14 protein-coding genes and 2 tRNA genes are annotated in these 16,142 nt (G+C 64.9%); 12 read left to right on the top strand and 4 right to left on the bottom strand.

From position 1 onward, the window contains the following. Positions 1-206 precede the first annotated feature (206 nt). A tRNA-Ile gene (locus HK108_RS08955) sits at positions 207-280 on the top strand. Between the two features lie 171 nt (positions 281-451). Further along, a tRNA-Ala gene (locus HK108_RS08950) sits at positions 452-524 on the top strand. A gap of 82 nt (positions 525-606) precedes the next feature. On the opposite strand, the gene HK108_RS08945 is transcribed toward HK108_RS08950, so the two are convergent. Further along, positions 607-1,200 (bottom strand): CHAP domain-containing protein, encoded by a 594-nt coding sequence (locus HK108_RS08945; RefSeq protein WP_139467610.1) that lies wholly within the window; start codon positions 1,198-1,200, stop codon positions 607-609. A gap of 188 nt (positions 1,201-1,388) precedes the next feature. Between HK108_RS08945 and HK108_RS08940 the strand changes: the two genes are divergently transcribed. From HK108_RS08940 to HK108_RS08920, 5 genes are all read left to right on the top strand, one after another. Continuing rightward, positions 1,389-2,261, top strand: a complete 873-nt coding sequence (locus HK108_RS08940; RefSeq protein ID WP_218973611.1) for an endo alpha-1,4 polygalactosaminidase — start codon at positions 1,389-1,391, stop codon at positions 2,259-2,261. Positions 2,262-2,510: 249 nt separating this feature from the next. Continuing rightward, positions 2,511-3,959, top strand: a complete 1,449-nt coding sequence (locus tag HK108_RS08935) for an MDR family MFS transporter (protein ID WP_181271240.1) — start codon at positions 2,511-2,513, stop codon at positions 3,957-3,959. A gap of 145 nt (positions 3,960-4,104) precedes the next feature. Continuing rightward, complete coding sequence (locus HK108_RS08930; protein WP_181271225.1) at positions 4,105-6,666, top strand: excinuclease ABC subunit UvrA; 2,562 nt, start codon at positions 4,105-4,107, stop codon at positions 6,664-6,666. Between the two features lie 140 nt (positions 6,667-6,806). Beyond that, positions 6,807-8,114 (top strand): calcium:cation antiporter family protein, encoded by a 1,308-nt coding sequence (locus HK108_RS08925; RefSeq protein WP_181271224.1) that lies wholly within the window; start codon positions 6,807-6,809, stop codon positions 8,112-8,114. Positions 8,115-8,124: 10 nt separating this feature from the next. Further along, entirely contained in the window at positions 8,125-8,799 is a 675-nt protein-coding gene (locus HK108_RS08920) for a metal-dependent transcriptional regulator (protein WP_139467613.1), read from the top strand. A 13-nt stretch (positions 8,800-8,812) separates the two neighbouring features. Here the strand turns inward: HK108_RS08920 and HK108_RS08915 are convergent, their stop codons facing one another. Next, positions 8,813-10,027, bottom strand: a complete 1,215-nt coding sequence (locus HK108_RS08915) for an MFS transporter (protein WP_139467614.1) — start codon at positions 10,025-10,027, stop codon at positions 8,813-8,815. Between the two features lie 168 nt (positions 10,028-10,195). Between HK108_RS08915 and HK108_RS08910 the strand changes: the two genes are divergently transcribed. From HK108_RS08910 to HK108_RS08900, 3 genes are all read left to right on the top strand, one after another. Beyond that, positions 10,196-10,642 (top strand): MarR family winged helix-turn-helix transcriptional regulator, encoded by a 447-nt coding sequence (locus tag HK108_RS08910; protein WP_181271223.1) that lies wholly within the window; start codon positions 10,196-10,198, stop codon positions 10,640-10,642. Positions 10,643-10,764: 122 nt separating this feature from the next. Next, complete coding sequence (locus HK108_RS08905; RefSeq protein ID WP_181271222.1) at positions 10,765-11,400, top strand: TetR/AcrR family transcriptional regulator; 636 nt, start codon at positions 10,765-10,767, stop codon at positions 11,398-11,400. Between the two features lie 46 nt (positions 11,401-11,446). Continuing rightward, positions 11,447-12,184 carry a DUF4097 family beta strand repeat-containing protein gene (locus HK108_RS08900; RefSeq protein ID WP_181271221.1) on the top strand — a complete coding sequence of 246 codons (738 nt, stop codon included), beginning with the start codon at positions 11,447-11,449 and terminating at the stop codon, positions 12,182-12,184. A gap of 139 nt (positions 12,185-12,323) precedes the next feature. On the opposite strand, the gene HK108_RS08895 is transcribed toward HK108_RS08900, so the two are convergent. After that, positions 12,324-13,697 carry an aldehyde dehydrogenase family protein gene (locus HK108_RS08895; protein ID WP_181271220.1) on the bottom strand — a complete coding sequence of 458 codons (1,374 nt, stop codon included), beginning with the start codon at positions 13,695-13,697 and terminating at the stop codon, positions 12,324-12,326. Positions 13,698-13,798: 101 nt separating this feature from the next. Between HK108_RS08895 and HK108_RS08890 the strand changes: the two genes are divergently transcribed. Continuing rightward, on the top strand, positions 13,799-14,176 hold the full coding sequence (locus HK108_RS08890) for a VOC family protein (RefSeq protein WP_181271219.1): 378 nt from the start codon (positions 13,799-13,801) through the stop codon (positions 14,174-14,176). An 18-nt stretch (positions 14,177-14,194) separates the two neighbouring features. On the opposite strand, the gene HK108_RS08885 is transcribed toward HK108_RS08890, so the two are convergent. Beyond that, positions 14,195-15,559: an MFS transporter gene (locus HK108_RS08885; RefSeq protein WP_181271218.1), complete on the bottom strand. Its 1,365-nt coding sequence runs from the start codon at positions 15,557-15,559 to the stop codon at positions 14,195-14,197. Positions 15,560-15,635: 76 nt separating this feature from the next. On the opposite strand from HK108_RS08885, the gene HK108_RS08880 reads away from it, so the two are divergent. Further along, positions 15,636-16,130: a winged helix-turn-helix transcriptional regulator gene (locus HK108_RS08880; RefSeq protein ID WP_181271217.1), complete on the top strand. Its 495-nt coding sequence runs from the start codon at positions 15,636-15,638 to the stop codon at positions 16,128-16,130. The last annotated feature ends 12 nt before the right edge of the window (positions 16,131-16,142 follow it).

Below are 16,142 nucleotides of genomic sequence, written 5' to 3'. Positions count from 1 at the left end.
TCCCGACGAGGACATCGTTCGAGTCAGTAGTTCTGCGGGTCATGATGATCGATGGGACGGTCAGTTCCTACTCTGCCAGCCAGTCCCAGACCAGCCACCATCAATACTCACAGTAGTTCTGGGAGGGTGTGAGAGGGGTCACTGGGCGTCGATTTGTGTTTAGCTGCGGTCGATGGGTATTGTTTTACTTCGGGTTCACCCGATGAGGGCCTATAGCTCAGGCGGTTAGAGCGCTTCGCTGATAACGAAGAGGTCCCTGGTTCAAGTCCAGGTAGGCCCACGTCCTGTCACAACAGGATTTCCTTTCGAGGAGGATCATGAGAAGATGGATTCTCAGCGGTCTCACGTTAGTGGGACTGGGAGTGTTCTTCGGGTGGCGGCACCAGAACCAGAGTGCCCAAGCCGAATGGTCCGAACACACCGACTCGGTGTGAGGGTGTGAACCCGTTTCGGGGGTATGGCGCAATTGGTAGCGCATCTGCTTTGCAAGCAGAGGGTTAGGGGTTCGAGTCCCCTTACCTCCACTCGAGTAGTTTTGAGACAGCACTCGTAGAACGAAGGCTCCGAACCAATGTGGTTCGGAGCCTTCGTCGTTGCGAAAACCTATCAGGCGCGCCAGTAGCCCAAGTAGCCATCGATGAGGCCGTCATAGGTGTGCAGGCTGCGGTCGCCGTTGAAGTTCTGGTGCCACACCTGGCCTTCGTAGTAGATGCCGATGTGACCGTAGGCGGTGGTGTTGTCGCCGTCGCCCCAGACGAGGATGTCGCCGTTCTCGAACTTCTGGTCGGTGTGCCAGGTGAAGCCGTTCGCCTTCATCTTGTCACCGCCGGAGCCGCCTGCCTGATAGTCGACGGCGTTGCCCCACGCTCCGTGGTCGACGCCGTGGACCTCTTCGAGGGCCCGGGAGATGAGGCTGACGCATTCTCCCTGGTAGCCGCCCTGCGAGTTCGCCAGCGACTGGCCCTTGTAGTGCTTGAGGAAGTCTCCGATGTTCGAGAACTTCTTCTCCGCCTCCGGGCTCGCCGAGGCGGTGCCGGAGTCCGCAGCCGAGTTCTCGGCTGCGGCGGAGGCGGCTCCCGCGGAAGCGGCGGGCGGTGCAGCCGGCTGGGCGGCGGAGGCGATCGAACTGGAGCCGAGCACGGCGGCTCCGGCGATCATCGCAGCTGTCATGGTCTTCGTGGTGACGTTCTTCAGAGTCATTCTCATCCGTTCGTTCCGCTTGACTGTGTGACTGGTAGTGACTTTCCAGGAGACGATCCGCCTCGGTGACGGGTCGTCTCCTCTGCCGACGTTAACAGCGCTTAAGTGAACATCCGATACGTCGAATCGAAGAGAGTGTGAACTCCGCCGCGACATCGATGCCGGCCGCCTCCGTCTACAGTGTTTCCATGAGACCTCTGCTGAGCCCGATTCCACCGCGGTGGATGGCGGCCGCGGTCGCCATCGGCATTGCGGTGGCAATGGGCGGCTGTTCAGCGAACGCTTCGCCGCCATCGACGATGCCGACCTCAGTAGCGCCCTCGCTGCCGACGTCAGGAACCTTCGACTACCAGCTCGGCGGAACCTATGACTCGCTGCCGGATCCGCAGGGTCGGATCGATATCGTCGTCCGCGACGCCGGTGCCGCACCCCTGACCGGGGCCTACTCCGTCTGCTACGTCAACGGCTTCCAGACCCAACCTGACGAGGCTGCGGACTGGCGCGACCACGCTGACCTGCTGCTCCACGATGCCGCCGGTGACCTGGTCGTCGACCCCGATTGGCCGGACGAACACATCCTCGACCCCTCGACCGCAGACCGACGATCCCAGATCCTCGATGTCATCGGCCCCGTCATCGACGGCTGCGCCGAATCCGGATTCGACGCCGTGGAGATCGACAATCTCGACACGGCCGACCGATTCCCCGACATCGACCGAACCGGTGCCCTGGAACTCGCGGCCGCGTATGTCGACCGTGCCCACGCCCATGGTCTGTCGATCGCACAGAAGAACGCCGCTGAGCTCGCCGACACCGCTCATTCTCAGCTCGGCTTCGACTTCGCCGTGGCCGAGGAATGCGCCGCCTTCGACGAATGCGCCGCGTACACCGAGATCTACGGCGACCGTGTCCTCGCCATCGAATATCCCGACACCCTCGCCGAGGCGGGGCTGGACTTCGCCGCCGCCTGCACCGTCCCGGATCGTCCGCCGCTGATGATCCAGCGCGACCGCGACCTCGTCGCCGCAGGCGATCACGGGTACCGATACGACACCTGCTGAGGAGACCGAGCAAGCAGTGACGAAGATCGCCGCGATTTCGGGTTCTCCCCACTGTCGGAGGTATTCGGGAATACGTTAGTCTGAGATGCTGTTGACACTTTCGTCTGCGCGTCGATTCGGCATCTGCGTGCGACCTCCGCCCACATCCCGGGCCCCTCAGACACATCCGAACGGAGCACCGTCTTGTCCAGCGACAGCTCACCCGCACACGCGCAGACACAGCATAACGACACCATCGACCCCGCCGGTATGAAGGTCATCTGGCTGCTGCTGGTGGCTGCCTTCGTGGCCATTCTCAATGAGACGACGATGGCCATCGCCATTCCCGAACTCAACAAGGCCCTCGACATCCCTCCGGAGCTCGGCCAGTGGCTGACCAGCGCTTTCATGCTCACCATGGCCGTCGTCATTCCGACGACCGGTTTCCTCCTGCAGCGTTTCACCACCCGCCAGATCTTCCTGGCCGCGATGATCCTGTTCTCTGCGGGCACCCTCATCTGCCTCGTCTCGCAGGGCTTCCTGCTGCTCCTCATCGGACGGATCGTCCAAGCCGCAGGAACCGGCATCATGATGCCCCTGCTGATGACCACGATGATGAACGTGGTCCCGGCACATTCGCGCGGTCGGATGATGGGTCGAGTCGGCCTTGTCATCTCGCTGGCCCCGGCCATCGGACCGACGATGTCGGGCATCGTCCTCGATTCGCTGGGCTGGCGCTGGCTCTTCGGCATCATCCTGCCCATCGCACTCATCGCACTGGCACTCGGTGCGAAGTGGATGACCAACCTCGGCGAGTCGACGCACGCCCCGATCGATGTCATCTCCATCGTTCTGTCCGTCTTCGCCTTCGGCGGCATCGTCTATGGCCTCAGCCAGTTCGGCGGAGGCCACGGCGGTGAGGCAGGCGGCGGATCGACGAGCACCCTGGCGTGGGCGACGATCGGCGGCGGAGTCGTCTTCCTCGCGCTCTTCGTATGGCGTCAGCTCGTCCTGCAGAAGGGTGATCGCGCCCTGCTCGACCTGCGCGTGTTCAATTCGCGGAACTACGTCTTCTCGGTCATCATCATGGCCGTCGTCGCACTGTCCATGTTCGGCACTTTCTCCCTGCTGCCGCTGTACCTGCAGAGCGTCGTCGGACTCGGTGCCACCCAGTCCGGTCTCGTGCTTCTGCCCGGTTCGATGATCATGGGTCTGCTCGGACCGGTGATGGGGCGGATCTACGACGCCCGCGGACCGAAGACGCTCCTCGTGCCCGGCACGATCATGATCGCGTCCTCGATGTTCGCGTATTCGACGGCCGGCGTGGGAACGCCGATCTGGCTGCTCATCATCGTCCAGATCGTCATGTCACTGGGCCTGGCCGCATCGTTCACCCCGCTGTTCTCCGCCTCGCTGGGATCGCTGGAGCGCCACCTGTACTCCCATGGTTCGGCAGCGCTCAACACCCTGCAGCAGGTCGCGGGAGCAGCCGGCACCGCGCTGCTCATCTCGATCTACTCCGCGGCCCTGCACTCGGGTCAGGCGGAGGGCAAGTCCGTCCCCGAGGCGGGTGCCCCCGGCGGTCACGCCGCGTTCCTGTTGGCGACGGTCATCGCGATCGTCCCGATCGTCCTCGCGTTCTTCATCCGCAAGCCGGAGGACCAGGAAGAGTACCCCGCCGAGGTGGTCGAACCGACCGAGGCCAGCCCCGTCGAATGACGGTCGGCCCCGCCGAATAAAGGTCGGCCCATGACAGCGGTCGACTGAGGCACATCGAACCCCTCGTTCCGAATTTCCCGGAACGAGGGGTTCTGTTGTCGGCCACCTCGGTGATCGGAGGTCCCGACCTTGGTACGGTGACCTCATGACCTCCTCTGTGCCCTCGGCTCCGACATCCTCGACCGAGATCCAGCCGGACGTGCGAGTCCGCGGGGCCAGGGAACACAATCTGCGCAACGTCGATCTCACCGTGCCCCGGGATGCGCTCGTCGTGTTCACCGGAGTGTCCGGATCGGGCAAATCCTCCCTGGCCTTCGGCACCCTCTTTGCCGAGTCCCAACGCCGCTACCTCGAATCCGTGGCACCGTATGCCCGCCGGCTCATCGATCAGGCAGGGGTCCCCGACGTCGATTCGATCACGGGAATGCCGCCGGCAGTCGCCCTGCAGCAGCAGCGCGGCGGGCGCAGCGCACGCTCGAGCGTCGGCAGCATCACCACGGTGTCCAGCCTCGTGCGCATGCTCTACTCACGGGCGGGACGGTACCCGGAGGGGCAGTCGATGCTGTTGGCCGAGGATTTTTCGACGAACACCGTCGAAGGTGCCTGCCCGGAATGCCACGGAATCGGCCGCGTCTACGAGGTGCCCGAGGACAAGATGGTCCCGGATCCGACGCTGACGATCCGGGAGCGCGCCATCGCTTCCTGGCCGAAGGCCTGGCACGGCCACCAGCTGCGCGATGTGCTCGTCGCTCTCGGCTACGACGTCGATGTCCCCTGGCAGGACCTGCCGCGCGAACACCGCGATTGGATCCTCTACACGGAAGAGACTCCGCACCTTCCCGTCCACTCCCGGCTGACGCTGGACGAGGCGCGCGAAGCGATCGCAGCAGGCGCCGAACCGACCTACTCGGGAACCTTCGTCGGAGCCCGGAAGTACGTGCTCGACACGTTTGCGAACACGAAGAGCGCCGGGATGAAACGGCGCGTCGCCGAATTCCTCAGTGCCGGTCCCTGCCCCGTGTGCCACGGAAAGAAACTCAGACCCGACGCTCTGTCGGTGACGATCGCCGGTCTCGACATCGCCGAATTCTCCGCGCTGCCGCTGCATGAACTCATGTCCGTCCTCCGCGATGAGGTCGCCTCGGCGAAGGCGGCTACGGAGGCAGACGACCACCCGGCTGCGGACAAGCTCGCCGCGTTCGTCCGCCTCGGCGAGGGTCTCATCGATCGGCTCCGGCCGATCGTCGATCTCGGTCTCGGGTACCTCTCACTCGATCGGACCACACCGACGCTGTCCGGAGGTGAGCTGCAGCGGTTGCGATTGGCCACTCAGCTGACCTCGGACCTCTTCGGCGTCGTCTACGTGCTCGACGAACCCTCCGCCGGCCTTCACCCGCAGGACGTGGATGCCCTGCTGGGCATCCTCGACGGGTTGAAGGACCGCGGGAACAGCCTCTTCGTCGTCGAACACTCCGTGGACATCATGCGCCATGCCGACTGGCTCGTCGACATCGGACCCGGCGCCGGCGAACGCGGCGGAGACGTCCTCTACAGCGGACCTACGGCCGGACTTGCCGAGATCGACGAATCCGTGACCAGGGGCTATGTCTTCGGCGGACGTGGACTCGAACCCCACGAACCCCGGCAGCCGCGAGGCTGGATGCACCTTGAGAACATCCGCCGCAACAATCTCCACGACATCAGCCTCGATCTGCCGCTGGGCTCGCTGACCGCCGTGACCGGAGTATCGGGTTCGGGCAAGTCCAGCCTCGTCAGCCAGGTGCTCCCGGCCATCGTCGGCGACCGACTGGGCACCTCCACAACTGCTGATGAACCCGCGTCCGATGATGACGAGCTCCTGCTCACTGACGAACCCGAGGAGCTTGAGGGCACCGTCACCGGGGAACTCACCGGGATCCGACGGGTGGTGAGCATCGATCAGAGGCCCATCGGCCGCACGCCCCGGTCCAACGTCGCCACCTATACGGGCCTGTTCGACCATGTGCGTCGCCGCTTCGCCGAGACGCCTGAGGCCAGAGAGCGCGGTTACAAGCCCGGTCGCTTCTCCTTCAACGTCGCCGGCGGACGGTGCCCCACCTGCGAAGGTGAAGGATTGGTCATGGTCGAGCTGCTGTTCCTGCCCTCGGTCTACACCGAGTGTCCCGACTGCCACGGCACCCGCTTCCAATCGAGCACCCTGGAGATCCTGTGGCGCGGACGCAATATCGCCGAGATCCTGGGGATGAGCGTCGAGGAAGCCCACGACTTCTTCACCGGCGAATTCGACATCATGCGCTCCCTGACCGCACTCATCGACGTCGGCCTCGGCTATCTGCGCCTCGGCCAACCCGCCACCGAGCTCTCCGGCGGCGAGGCGCAGCGGGTCAAACTCGCCAGCGAGCTCCAGCGCTCCCAGCGCGGTGACACCCTTTACGTGCTCGACGAACCCACTTCCGGACTGCATTGTGCGGATGCCGACCGGCTCGTCGCACACCTGCAGACCCTCGTCGACGCCGGCAACACGGTCATCATGGTCGAACTCGATATGCGCGTCGTGGCAGTCGCCGATCACGTCGTCGAACTCGGCCCCGGCGCCGGTGATGACGGCGGCCGGGTCGTGGCGACCGGCGCCCCCGCCGACATCGTCGACGCCGGGCAGGGGCCGTCTGCAGAATACCTCGCCGCGGCACTCTCCGAACTCCGGTGATCTGAGGCACACCTACCCGTTTCAACGGGCCGTGTGATCCCCAGAAACAAGCGGATCCCGGGGCCCGCCGCAATTGTTGGAGACGTCTAAGTCTCAGTTGTGCGTAGACACACCCGATTCGCGGCGGGAAGTCTTGAGATATGCCCACCGCAATCATCCGCCGTATCGCGATCTGCCTCGTCATCGCCGCACCCGCCGTGGTGCTGCGCATCACCGGCATCGAACTCGCCTCGGTTCTCGAGCTCCTCGCGTTCGGCGCCGCCATCGTCGCGGCCGCCTTCCTCCTGGCCTGGGCCGCCGAGGCGGCGCCGAAGGACATCTCGGGTGCTCTCGCGATCGCCCTGCTCGCCCTCATCGCGGTCCTCCCGGAATACGCCGTGGACCTCTACTACGCGTTCCGCTCCGGAACGGATCCGGATTACCTGCACTTCGCGGCGGCGAATATGACCGGATCGAACCGACTTCTGCTCGGCTTCGGGTGGCCGCTCGTCGTCATCATCGCCCTCCTCGTCGCCCGCCGCATGGCCAAGCGGACGAAGTCCCCCTTCCAGCATTCCCTGCACATCGACTCGGGCAGCCGGATGGACATCGGCTTCCTCGTCATCCTCGGTGTGATCGCCTTCGCCATTCCGCTGCTCGGCAGCATCCCCATCTGGTTCGGCTCAGCCCTCGTGCTCATCTTCGTCGCTTATCTGTGGCGGGCCGGGCAGGCCGCCGGCGATGACGAAGAGGAGTTCGTCGGCGCCGCGGCTCTCATCGTCGCCATGCCGCAGAAGGCCCGTCGGATCACGGTGGTGACGATGTTCGTCGTCTCGGCAGCGATCATCCTGCTGTCTGCCGAACCGTTCGCCGAGGCGCTCGTGGCCTCGGGTTCGGCGTTGGGCATCGACAGCTACTTCCTCGTCCAGTGGCTGGCCCCGCTGGCCTCGGAGGCCCCCGAGTTCATCATCGCAGCAATGTTCGCCCTGCGCGGCATGGGCGGGGCCGCCATCGGCACACTCATCGCCTCGAAGGTCAACCAATGGAGCCTGCTCGTCGGCTCCCTGCCGATCGCGCATTTCGCGGGTGGGGGTGGTCTCGGGCTGCCTCTGGACGGGCGGCAGATCGAGGAGTTCACGCTCACGGCCACGCAGACCCTCCTCGGTGTGGCGATCATCTTGGCCCTGCGCTTCCACTGGGCACCAGCGCTGGGACTCGCCGCGCTCTTCGGGGTGCAGTTCTTCGTCACGGACACCTCCGGCCGCTATGTCCTCTCCGCGATCCAAGCGGTGCTGGCGATCGTCTTCCTTATCCTCCACCGCAGTGACATCCTCCCCACGCTCGCTGCCCCGTTCCGCAGACCGCAGCGCAGTGACGACGGTGCAGACCCCGCCGAGGCGGCCGATCCGGAGCGCGAACCGCCCGTCACAATGTCCGCCGACCCGAAGTCGACCGGTACCCGCGCGTAGAATGACGATCATGCCGCGCCCCTCTGTCACTCGCATGGTCGAGGACTATGTCACCCTCATCTGGAAGGCCTACGAATGGCCCGGCGGTCGCCCCGCCACCACCGAGATGGCCGAACAGCTGGGAGTGACCGCCTCGACGGTGTCGGCGAACCTCAAGAAGCTCGCTCGCGACGGCTACATCGACTACGAACCCTACGGGCAGATCGTGCTCACCGATGTGGGCCGGCAGATCGCCGTCGAGATCGTCAGACGCCACCGCATCGTCGAGTCCTACCTCGTCGAGGCTCTGGGGCTGACCTGGGATCAGGTCCATGACGAGGCGGATCGACTCGAACATGCCGTCTCCGATCTCGTGCTCGAACGGATGAACGCAGCGTTGGGAAGCCCGCAGCGTGACCCGCACGGCGATCCGATTCCCGATGCCGACGGGCACACAGCCGATTTCCCGAGCCGGCGGCTGCAGGAGACCGCCCCGGGCGTCGAGGTCGAGGTCGTGCGCGTCTCCGACCGGTCGCCTGAACTGCTGCGTTACCTCACCGATCGTGGAATCGTCATCGGCACGAAGCTGCAGGTGAGATCGATCAGCTCGGCCGCCTCGGCGATCGCGGTCAGAGTCGGCGACGAGAACATCGAACTCGCCCTCGACGCCGCCGACGCGATCCGCGTCGGTCCCGGCCTCGGCTGAGGCAGACAGAGCCTCAGACCGACTGCGATTCCCACTCGGGATCCGCGGTGGCCTCGGTGTTTACTGCCTTCTGGCGCAATTCCCCTCCCCGCGCGCGTCCGGCGATGAGGAGGGTGATGAGCCCGCCGACGGTGACGAGCGCACCCGCCCACAGCGGTGAGGTATAGCCGAGGCCCGAGGCGATGGTCAGTCCGCCGACCCACGCCCCGAAGGCATTGCCGACGTTGAAGGCCGCGATGTTCGCTCCCGACCCGAGAGTCTGCGCGTCGCCGGAGTGGCGCATGATGCGCATCTGCATGGCCGGAACCGTGGCGAAGCCGAACCCGCCCATGAACACCAGCGCGATGATCGTGGCGACCTTGTTCTCGGCGATCAGAGAGAACACGGCGAGGATGACGACGAGACCGATGAGCAGGGTGAGCAGGGTCGCCCCGAGGTTCTTATCGGCCGCCCGACCGCCGAGGATGTTGCCGATGAAGAGGCCGACTCCGAAGAGGACGAGCAGCCATGGGACGGCGGCGCTGGAGAAGCCGGTCACTCCGGTGAGCGTGAACGCCATATAGCTGAAGGCTCCGAACATGCCCCCGTAGCCGAGGATCGTGATGAGGATCGACGCCCACACCTGACCGGAGGCGAAGATGCGGAATTCGCCGAGGATGCCCGAGGCCGCGTCCGATCGTGCCGGAATCGAGGGGACGAGGACGGCTATGCCGATGAGGGCGATGATGCCGATGACCGCGATGGTCCAGAAGGTCGACCGCCATCCGGCGGCCTGGCCGAGGAAGGTGCCCAAGGGGACTCCGAGGACGTTTGCCGTGGTCAGACCCGCGAACATCATCGAGATCGCCGCGGCCTGACGGTTCGCGGGCACCAGGGAAGCGGCCACGACCGCGCCGATGCCGAAGAAGGCGCCGTGGCAGAGTGCCGCGACGATGCGACCGACCATCATCATCTCGTAGCTCGGGGCGAGAGCCGAGAGTCCGTTGCCGATGATGAAGAGGACCATGAGGCCGATGAGAGCCGTCTTCCGATTGACCCGGCTCAGCGCCACGGTGATCGCGATGGCTCCGATCGCCACGGCCAGGGCATAGCCGGAGATGAGGTAGCCGGCGACGGTCTCGGAGACCGCGAAGTCTGCGGCCACCTCGGGTAGAAGGCCCATGATGACGAACTCGGTGAGTCCGATTCCGAACCCGCCGATGGCGAGAGCGAGCAGTGCGAGCGGCATGGTGGTGCAGACCTTTCGGTGGGGAGCGGATTCCGCGGTCGCGAAATCACGTGCGTGTGCAATAGGGCGCGTATGCAGTAGTTGCAGACGCAATGAATATAGTTGCACACGCGTCTTATCCGCGCAAGTGGTGTATCCTTGAGAGACGTCGAGAACAAGGAGAATGACGTGGGTATCAGGGACGACGCGGTGGAGATCCGGGCCAAGGGTTGGCGCACGCTCGCTGCTCTGCACGGACTCATCGAGGTCGAGCTCGAACGCAGCCTGCAGCGCGAGCACGACCTCTCCGTGGTCGAATTCACCGTCCTCGATGCGCTGAGCCGGCAGGACGGCTGGCATATGCGCATGCGGCAGCTCGCCCGCGCTGCCGCCTTGTCATCGAGCGCGACGACGCGGCTGGTCACCCGCCTCGAGGACCGCGGGCTGCTCACTCGTGTGCTCTGTGCCGACGACCGTCGCGGCATCTACACCGAACTCACCCCTGCCGGTGAGACGCTGCTCGCCGAAGCCCATCCGACGCATGACAGTGTGCTCGAATTCGCTCTTGACGAGGCACGGGATATGCCAGAGCTCGCACCTCTCGTGTCGGCCCTCTATGCCGAGTCGGTCGTCTGAGCCATGATGGGCTGCAGCTCGGCCCAAGATTCTTTGCTGTGAGACTGCGAGTATCCTGGGTGAGCCGTTGGCAAACTGGATACTTCTAGTATTCAGTACTGAAAGTACTGTAATGTATCGGCATGCACCAGCCGCAGAACGACCGAGAAGTCGCCAAACGCATCCCGCGGTCCGAGGTCCGACGGCGACTCATCGCCGCAGCCGCGGAGGCATTCGCCGAGTCCGGTTACTCCGATGCGACCGTAGACGACATCGCGCTGCGAGCCGGATTCACCAAGGGTGCCGTCTATTCGAACTTCGGAAGCAAGCAGGGACTCTTCGCTGCCGTCCTCGAGGACCGCTCCACAAGCGAACGAGACCGACTGCTGCAGGCTCCCGCGAGATCGGCAGACGAAGTCGCGGCCTTCGTGGCGGGCGTCGTCGCAGAGAGCATCACGGAGGACGAGCAGCGGGGTCGGCTCGGCCTCGAATTCGCGGCACGAGCCGCACGGGACCCCGCAGCGAGACAGTCATGGGGGCCGTTACGGCGAACACAGCGAGAGGCCGCCGAGCGTGCTATCCGTGAGGTCGCTGCACGGAGCGGCCTGGAGCTCTCAATCGATCCCAGTGTGGCGGCTCTTGTCCTGCACTGTCTGACGAACGGGCTGTCGATGGAGCATCTGGCGGACCCGGAGCAGGTTGATTCGACTGCGATCAAACGGGCCATTGCCGCCCTGATCGAAGCGATCACACACTCCGAATCCGAACGGCGGAGTTGACGACGATGGTGTCGGTGGCAGGACACATGACGAGGAGCGAGTCGAAATGAACGTACAGAGATGGTCGAAGGCTATTGCACTGTCGAGCGTGGTGGTTCTCGGTGCGATCGGGCTGAGCTCCTGCGGACCTTCGCTCGACGCAGTCGATCCCGAAAGTCGCTCTTTTCGGATAGGCGGCGATGATCTGGGTATTGTCATGGAGTCCGGGGGTGACATCGCTCTGCGGCCCGGCGATGTCGACGCAGTCGAAGTGACGAGGTGGTTCACCGGGAAGGCGGGGCAGGCGACATGGGCGATCGCAGACGACGAGCTCACCTTGTCCACGGACTGCGGATTCCTCGCTTCGTGCGAGGTGCGCTACCAAGTGGTCATCCCGCAGTCCGCGGCGGTGAGACTGCAAGCCGATAATGCAGAGGTGTCTGTAAAGGATTTCGACAAGCCGGTGTCGATCGCGACGGAGAACGGCGGGATATCGGCGACGGACATTGCCGGCGATCTGACGCTGAGGAGCACGAATGGTGACCAGCACGCCAGCGGTCTGAGCTCAGACAATGTTTCGGCACGGGCAGAGAACGGGGCGGTCGATCTGACGTTCGATGAAGCGCCGTCGAGTCTGAGGGTGACGACCGACAATGGTGCTGTGAGCACCTCGTTGCCCAGTGGGACCTACGCCGTATCACTGAGAACTGATAACGGTGCGGAGTCGAACTCGCTGTCTGAAGATCCCGACAGCCCGCACTCCGTCGAGGTCACCACCGGCAATGGGGATATCTCACTCGAGTGAGATGATCGGATCACAGAGACGAGGACGAGCCCGCCGAACAGCGATCATGTCGCTGCCCGGCGGGCTCGTTCTGTCGTGAAACCGTCCGGTCACCTCGGTGATTGGGTTCTCAGGGGTGAACCTGAGGTCTCACACCTGATCAGGCGTGGACGCGGATGAGGTGTTCGTTGGTGAACGCCTGGAACGCCCACTGAGCGTTCTCACGGCCGTAGCCGGAGCGGTTGATGCCGCCGAAGGGGTACTCCGGTCCGGACTCCATGTGGCTGTTGATCAGGGTCATGCCGGCGTTGATCTTCTTGCCGAACTCCTGGCCCTTCTCCAGATCGTCGGTCCACACCGAGGACATGAGGCCGTACTCGGAATCATTGGCCAGACGCAGAGCATCCTCCTCGTCCTTGGCACGGTAGATCATCACGGCCGGGCCGAAGAGCTCGTTGCAGCCGAGGTCCGAGTGCGGGTCGATGTCCGTGAGCACGGCCGGGGACATGAACCAGCCGGGGCGGTCGAGCTTCTTGCCGCCGGTGTGCAGGGTCGCACCATCGGCCACGGCCTTCTCGATCATCTCGATGATCTCGTCGCGAGCACCTTCGGAGGACACGGGTCCCATGCCGACCTCGGGGTCGTCGAAGTCGGAGATCTTCATGGCTTCGGCGGCCTTGACCGCCTCGGCGACGAATTCGTCGTAGAGCTCATCGACGACGATCATGCGCTTCGGCGAGGTGCAGACCTGGCCGGCGTTCGCCAGACGGATCCCGACGAGCTTCTGCGCCACCGAGGAGACGTCCTTCGAGTCGAGGACGACGGCCGGGTCGTTTCCGCCGAGCTCGAGGACCGCGCGCTTGTAGTATTTCGCCGCGATCGCGGCCACAGACGCGCCGGCACCCTCGGAACCGGTGAGCGAGAAGCCCTTGACGCGGAAGTCCTTGAGGACCTCTTCGGCGTGGGAGGAGTCGAGGTAGATGTTCTGGTACACGCCCTTCGGCAGTCCCGCCTCGGTGAGGAGGTCCTCGAAGTACTGGGAGGACTTCGGGCAGATCGATGCCTGCTTCATGATGATCGTGTTGCCGACCATGAGGTTGGGCAGCACGAAGCGGGCGATCTGGTTGTACGGGAAGTTCCACGGCATGATGCCCAGCAGCACGCCCAGCGGCTGGTGCTCGACATAGCTGCTGGCCGCGCCGGCGGCGGCCAGGTGGGTCGTGGACAGATGGGTGGCGGCGTTGTCGGCCATCCAGCGGGCGGTGCGGGCGACTTTGTCGACCTCGCCGAGGCCCTGCTTCTTGATCTTGCCCATCTCACGACCGATGATGTCGGTCATCTCATCGGCATTCTCATCGACGAGATCGGCGAACTTGCGCAGGATCGCCGCGCGTTCATGCAGCGGCGTCTCCTTCCACGCCAGATGTGCCTCATGGGCACGATCGATGTAGGCGGGAATCTCCTCTTTGGGAACAGAGGCGAACTCCTCCTCGACTTCGCCGGTGTTGGCATTGGTGACAGCGAACTTGCTCATGGAACGTCCTTTCACGGGTTGACGATCTGTGCCCTGTAACAAACTACAGTCTCCCGACATTCCGCGACACTTGAGTCCATGCCTGGGATTACCATTCATCCATGGAGAGAGTGAATGGAATCGGCGGATACTTCCTGCGGGCGGCCGACCCCGAGGCGATGACGGCCTGGTACCGCGACTTCCTCGGCGTCGACTTCGGTGATCACGGGCTGTGGCGGCAGCCGGCCGGACCGACCGTGATGGCGATGTTCGGAGCCGACACCGACTACTTCGGGACGCGGCCGGAGGACCAGGACCGGCAGCAGACGATGCTGAACTTCCGCGTCGCCGACCTCGACGCGATGATCGCGCAGCTGCGCGAAGCCGGCGCCGAGGTGGACGACGAGACCCAGCAGATGGACGGAATCGGACGCTTCGGTTGGGTCACCGATCCCGAAGGGAATCGGATTGAGCTGTGGGAACCGGAAGAACAGGACTGAACCTCGGCCGAGCTGGGACTATGCTGCCGCCTCGGCGGTGGCGGGTTTCCTGCGATCATCGATCAGACGGCGTCTGACCGCGAACGACAGGACCGCGGCGATGACGCACATGGCTGCCCCGCCCCACCAGGCGTAGGTGTACTCACCGAAGGCGTCACGGACGGCGCCGGCGGCGAAGGCAGCGGCGGCGGCCCCGATCTGATGGGCGGCGAAGACCCAGCCGAAGACGATGGTGCCGTTGTCTCCGAAGATCTCGCGGCACAGAGCGGCCGTCGGCGGGACCGTCGCGACCCAGTCGAGGCCGTAGACGACGATGAAGAGGATCATGCTCGGGTGCACCGTGTCCGAGAGCAGCCAAGGCAGGAGCAGCAGGCCGACCCCGCGGAACGTGTAGTACGCGACGAGGAGGATCCGGGGATCGAATTTATCGGTCAGCCAACCGGAGAAGACGGTGCCCACGATGTCGAAGATCCCGACGACCGCGAGCAGACCGGCCGCCGTCGATGCCGGCATTCCATGGTCGTGGGCCGAGGGGATGAAGTGGATGCCGATGAGGCCGTTCGTCGTCGCGCCGCAGATGGCGAAGGCGATGGCCAGAGCCCAGAACGAGCGATGACGGGCGGCGAAGAAGAGCCCTGTGAAGGCGCGTCGGGCGGCGCCTGCGCCGCGGCGCTCGGCGGGGGTGGTCGGAGCGGACTCCGCCTTGGTCGGGGTGTCGCCCTCAGGCTCGGTCGTGCTCTCCGTGCTCGCATCAGCTACACCATAGGGCAGAACGCCCAGGTCGGAAGGATGATCGCGGAGGACGAACCAGACCAGCGGCACGGCGGCCATCGCCGCGATGCCGATGAGTAGGGATGCCGGCTTCCACCCGGTGGACTCGGCGATCGTGGCGACCGGCGGCAGGAAGATCAGCTGGCCCGTGGCCGATCCGGCCGTGAGGATGCCCATGATGAGACCACGGCGAGCGACGAACCAGCGATCGGCGATGGTCGCGGCGAAGACGAGGGCCATCGAACCGGTGCCCAGCCCGATGAGGACGCCCCAGAAGATGAGCAGCTGCCAGGAGGCGGTCATGAGCACGCTGCCTCCGGCGCCGAGGGCGACGAGAGCCAGAGCGGCCGCCACGACCTGGCGGATGCCGAAGCGATCCATGAGCGCTGCAGCGAAGGGAGCGGTGAGCCCGTAGAGAAGGAGGTTCACACTCACGGCCAGGGACATGCTGCTCATCGACCACCCGAAGTCCGCATGGAGCGGGACCATCAGCGCTCCGGGAGCAGCCCGGAATCCGGCGGCGGCGAGCAGGGCGATGAAGGCGACGGCGGCGACCCACCAGGCGGGGTGGATGCGGCGGTGCCTCCGCTGCGCGGGTGGAGTGGTCGACATCGATCCCTCGGGCTTTCTTCAAAGAAGTTATACTGGAGGAAGTATAAGCAGACTTCGTCGAAGAAAGGTAGTCGTGATGGCTTTGCGTTCGGATTGGTCGCAGGAGTTCTGTCCGGTGAAGCGGTCGCTCGACGTGCTCGGCGATCCGTGGGTGCTGCTCATCGTCCGCGATGTCCTCCACGGTCGTGGGCGTTTTGACCAGCTGCGTGAGAATCTCGGAATCTCCGAAGCCGTGCTCAGCCGGCGGTTGTCCGGAATGCTTGGGGCCGGGCTGCTGACGAAGGTCGACTACGCCGACGGGGCGCGCATCCGGCAGGGGTATGCGGCCACCGAGGCCGCCGCCGATCTGCTGCCGATCCTGCAGCAGCTGTCCCTGTGGGCAGAGAAGCACACCGAACTGCCTGCCGGCGGAGGCCATATGGGACTCATCCACGAAGCCTGCGGCGCCGAGACGACTCAGGGCGAGGTGTGCAGTGCCTGCGGTCAAGTGCTGCTGCCGGAGGACATGTCCTGGGACAAGCCGTGGAAGGACGTGCGCGAACGGCTGCAGCCGGCCGGGACTCTGAGCTGAGTCCCGCTGGGA

The sequence above is a fragment of the Brevibacterium sediminis genome (assembly GCF_013623905.1).
GTDB lineage: Bacteria > Actinomycetota > Actinomycetes > Actinomycetales > Brevibacteriaceae > Brevibacterium > Brevibacterium sediminis.
Note: the sequence above shows the minus strand (reverse complement) of the source record. Positions and strands in the feature narration are given on the sequence as shown.

Bases quoted from the DNA above. Each gene is read 5' to 3' on its own strand.
- HK108_RS08945 (WP_139467610.1), bottom strand. From the start codon at position 1,200: ATGACTCTGAAGAACGTCACCACGAAGACCATGACAGCTGCGATGATC.
- HK108_RS08940 (WP_218973611.1), top strand. From the start codon at position 1,389: ATGAGACCTCTGCTGAGCCCGATTCCACCGCGGTGGATGGCGGCCGCG.
- HK108_RS08935 (WP_181271240.1), top strand. From the start codon at position 2,511: ATGAAGGTCATCTGGCTGCTGCTGGTGGCTGCCTTCGTGGCCATTCTC.
- HK108_RS08930 (WP_181271225.1), top strand. From the start codon at position 4,105: ATGACCTCCTCTGTGCCCTCGGCTCCGACATCCTCGACCGAGATCCAG.
- HK108_RS08925 (WP_181271224.1), top strand. From the start codon at position 6,807: ATGCCCACCGCAATCATCCGCCGTATCGCGATCTGCCTCGTCATCGCC.
- HK108_RS08920 (WP_139467613.1), top strand. From the start codon at position 8,125: ATGCCGCGCCCCTCTGTCACTCGCATGGTCGAGGACTATGTCACCCTC.
- HK108_RS08915 (WP_139467614.1), bottom strand. From the start codon at position 10,027: ATGCCGCTCGCACTGCTCGCTCTCGCCATCGGCGGGTTCGGAATCGGA.
- HK108_RS08905 (WP_181271222.1), top strand. From the start codon at position 10,765: ATGCACCAGCCGCAGAACGACCGAGAAGTCGCCAAACGCATCCCGCGG.
- HK108_RS08900 (WP_181271221.1), top strand. From the start codon at position 11,447: ATGAACGTACAGAGATGGTCGAAGGCTATTGCACTGTCGAGCGTGGTG.
- HK108_RS08895 (WP_181271220.1), bottom strand. From the start codon at position 13,697: ATGAGCAAGTTCGCTGTCACCAATGCCAACACCGGCGAAGTCGAGGAG.
- HK108_RS08890 (WP_181271219.1), top strand. From the start codon at position 13,799: ATGGAGAGAGTGAATGGAATCGGCGGATACTTCCTGCGGGCGGCCGAC.
- HK108_RS08885 (WP_181271218.1), bottom strand. From the start codon at position 15,559: ATGTCGACCACTCCACCCGCGCAGCGGAGGCACCGCCGCATCCACCCC.
- HK108_RS08880 (WP_181271217.1), top strand. From the start codon at position 15,636: ATGGCTTTGCGTTCGGATTGGTCGCAGGAGTTCTGTCCGGTGAAGCGG.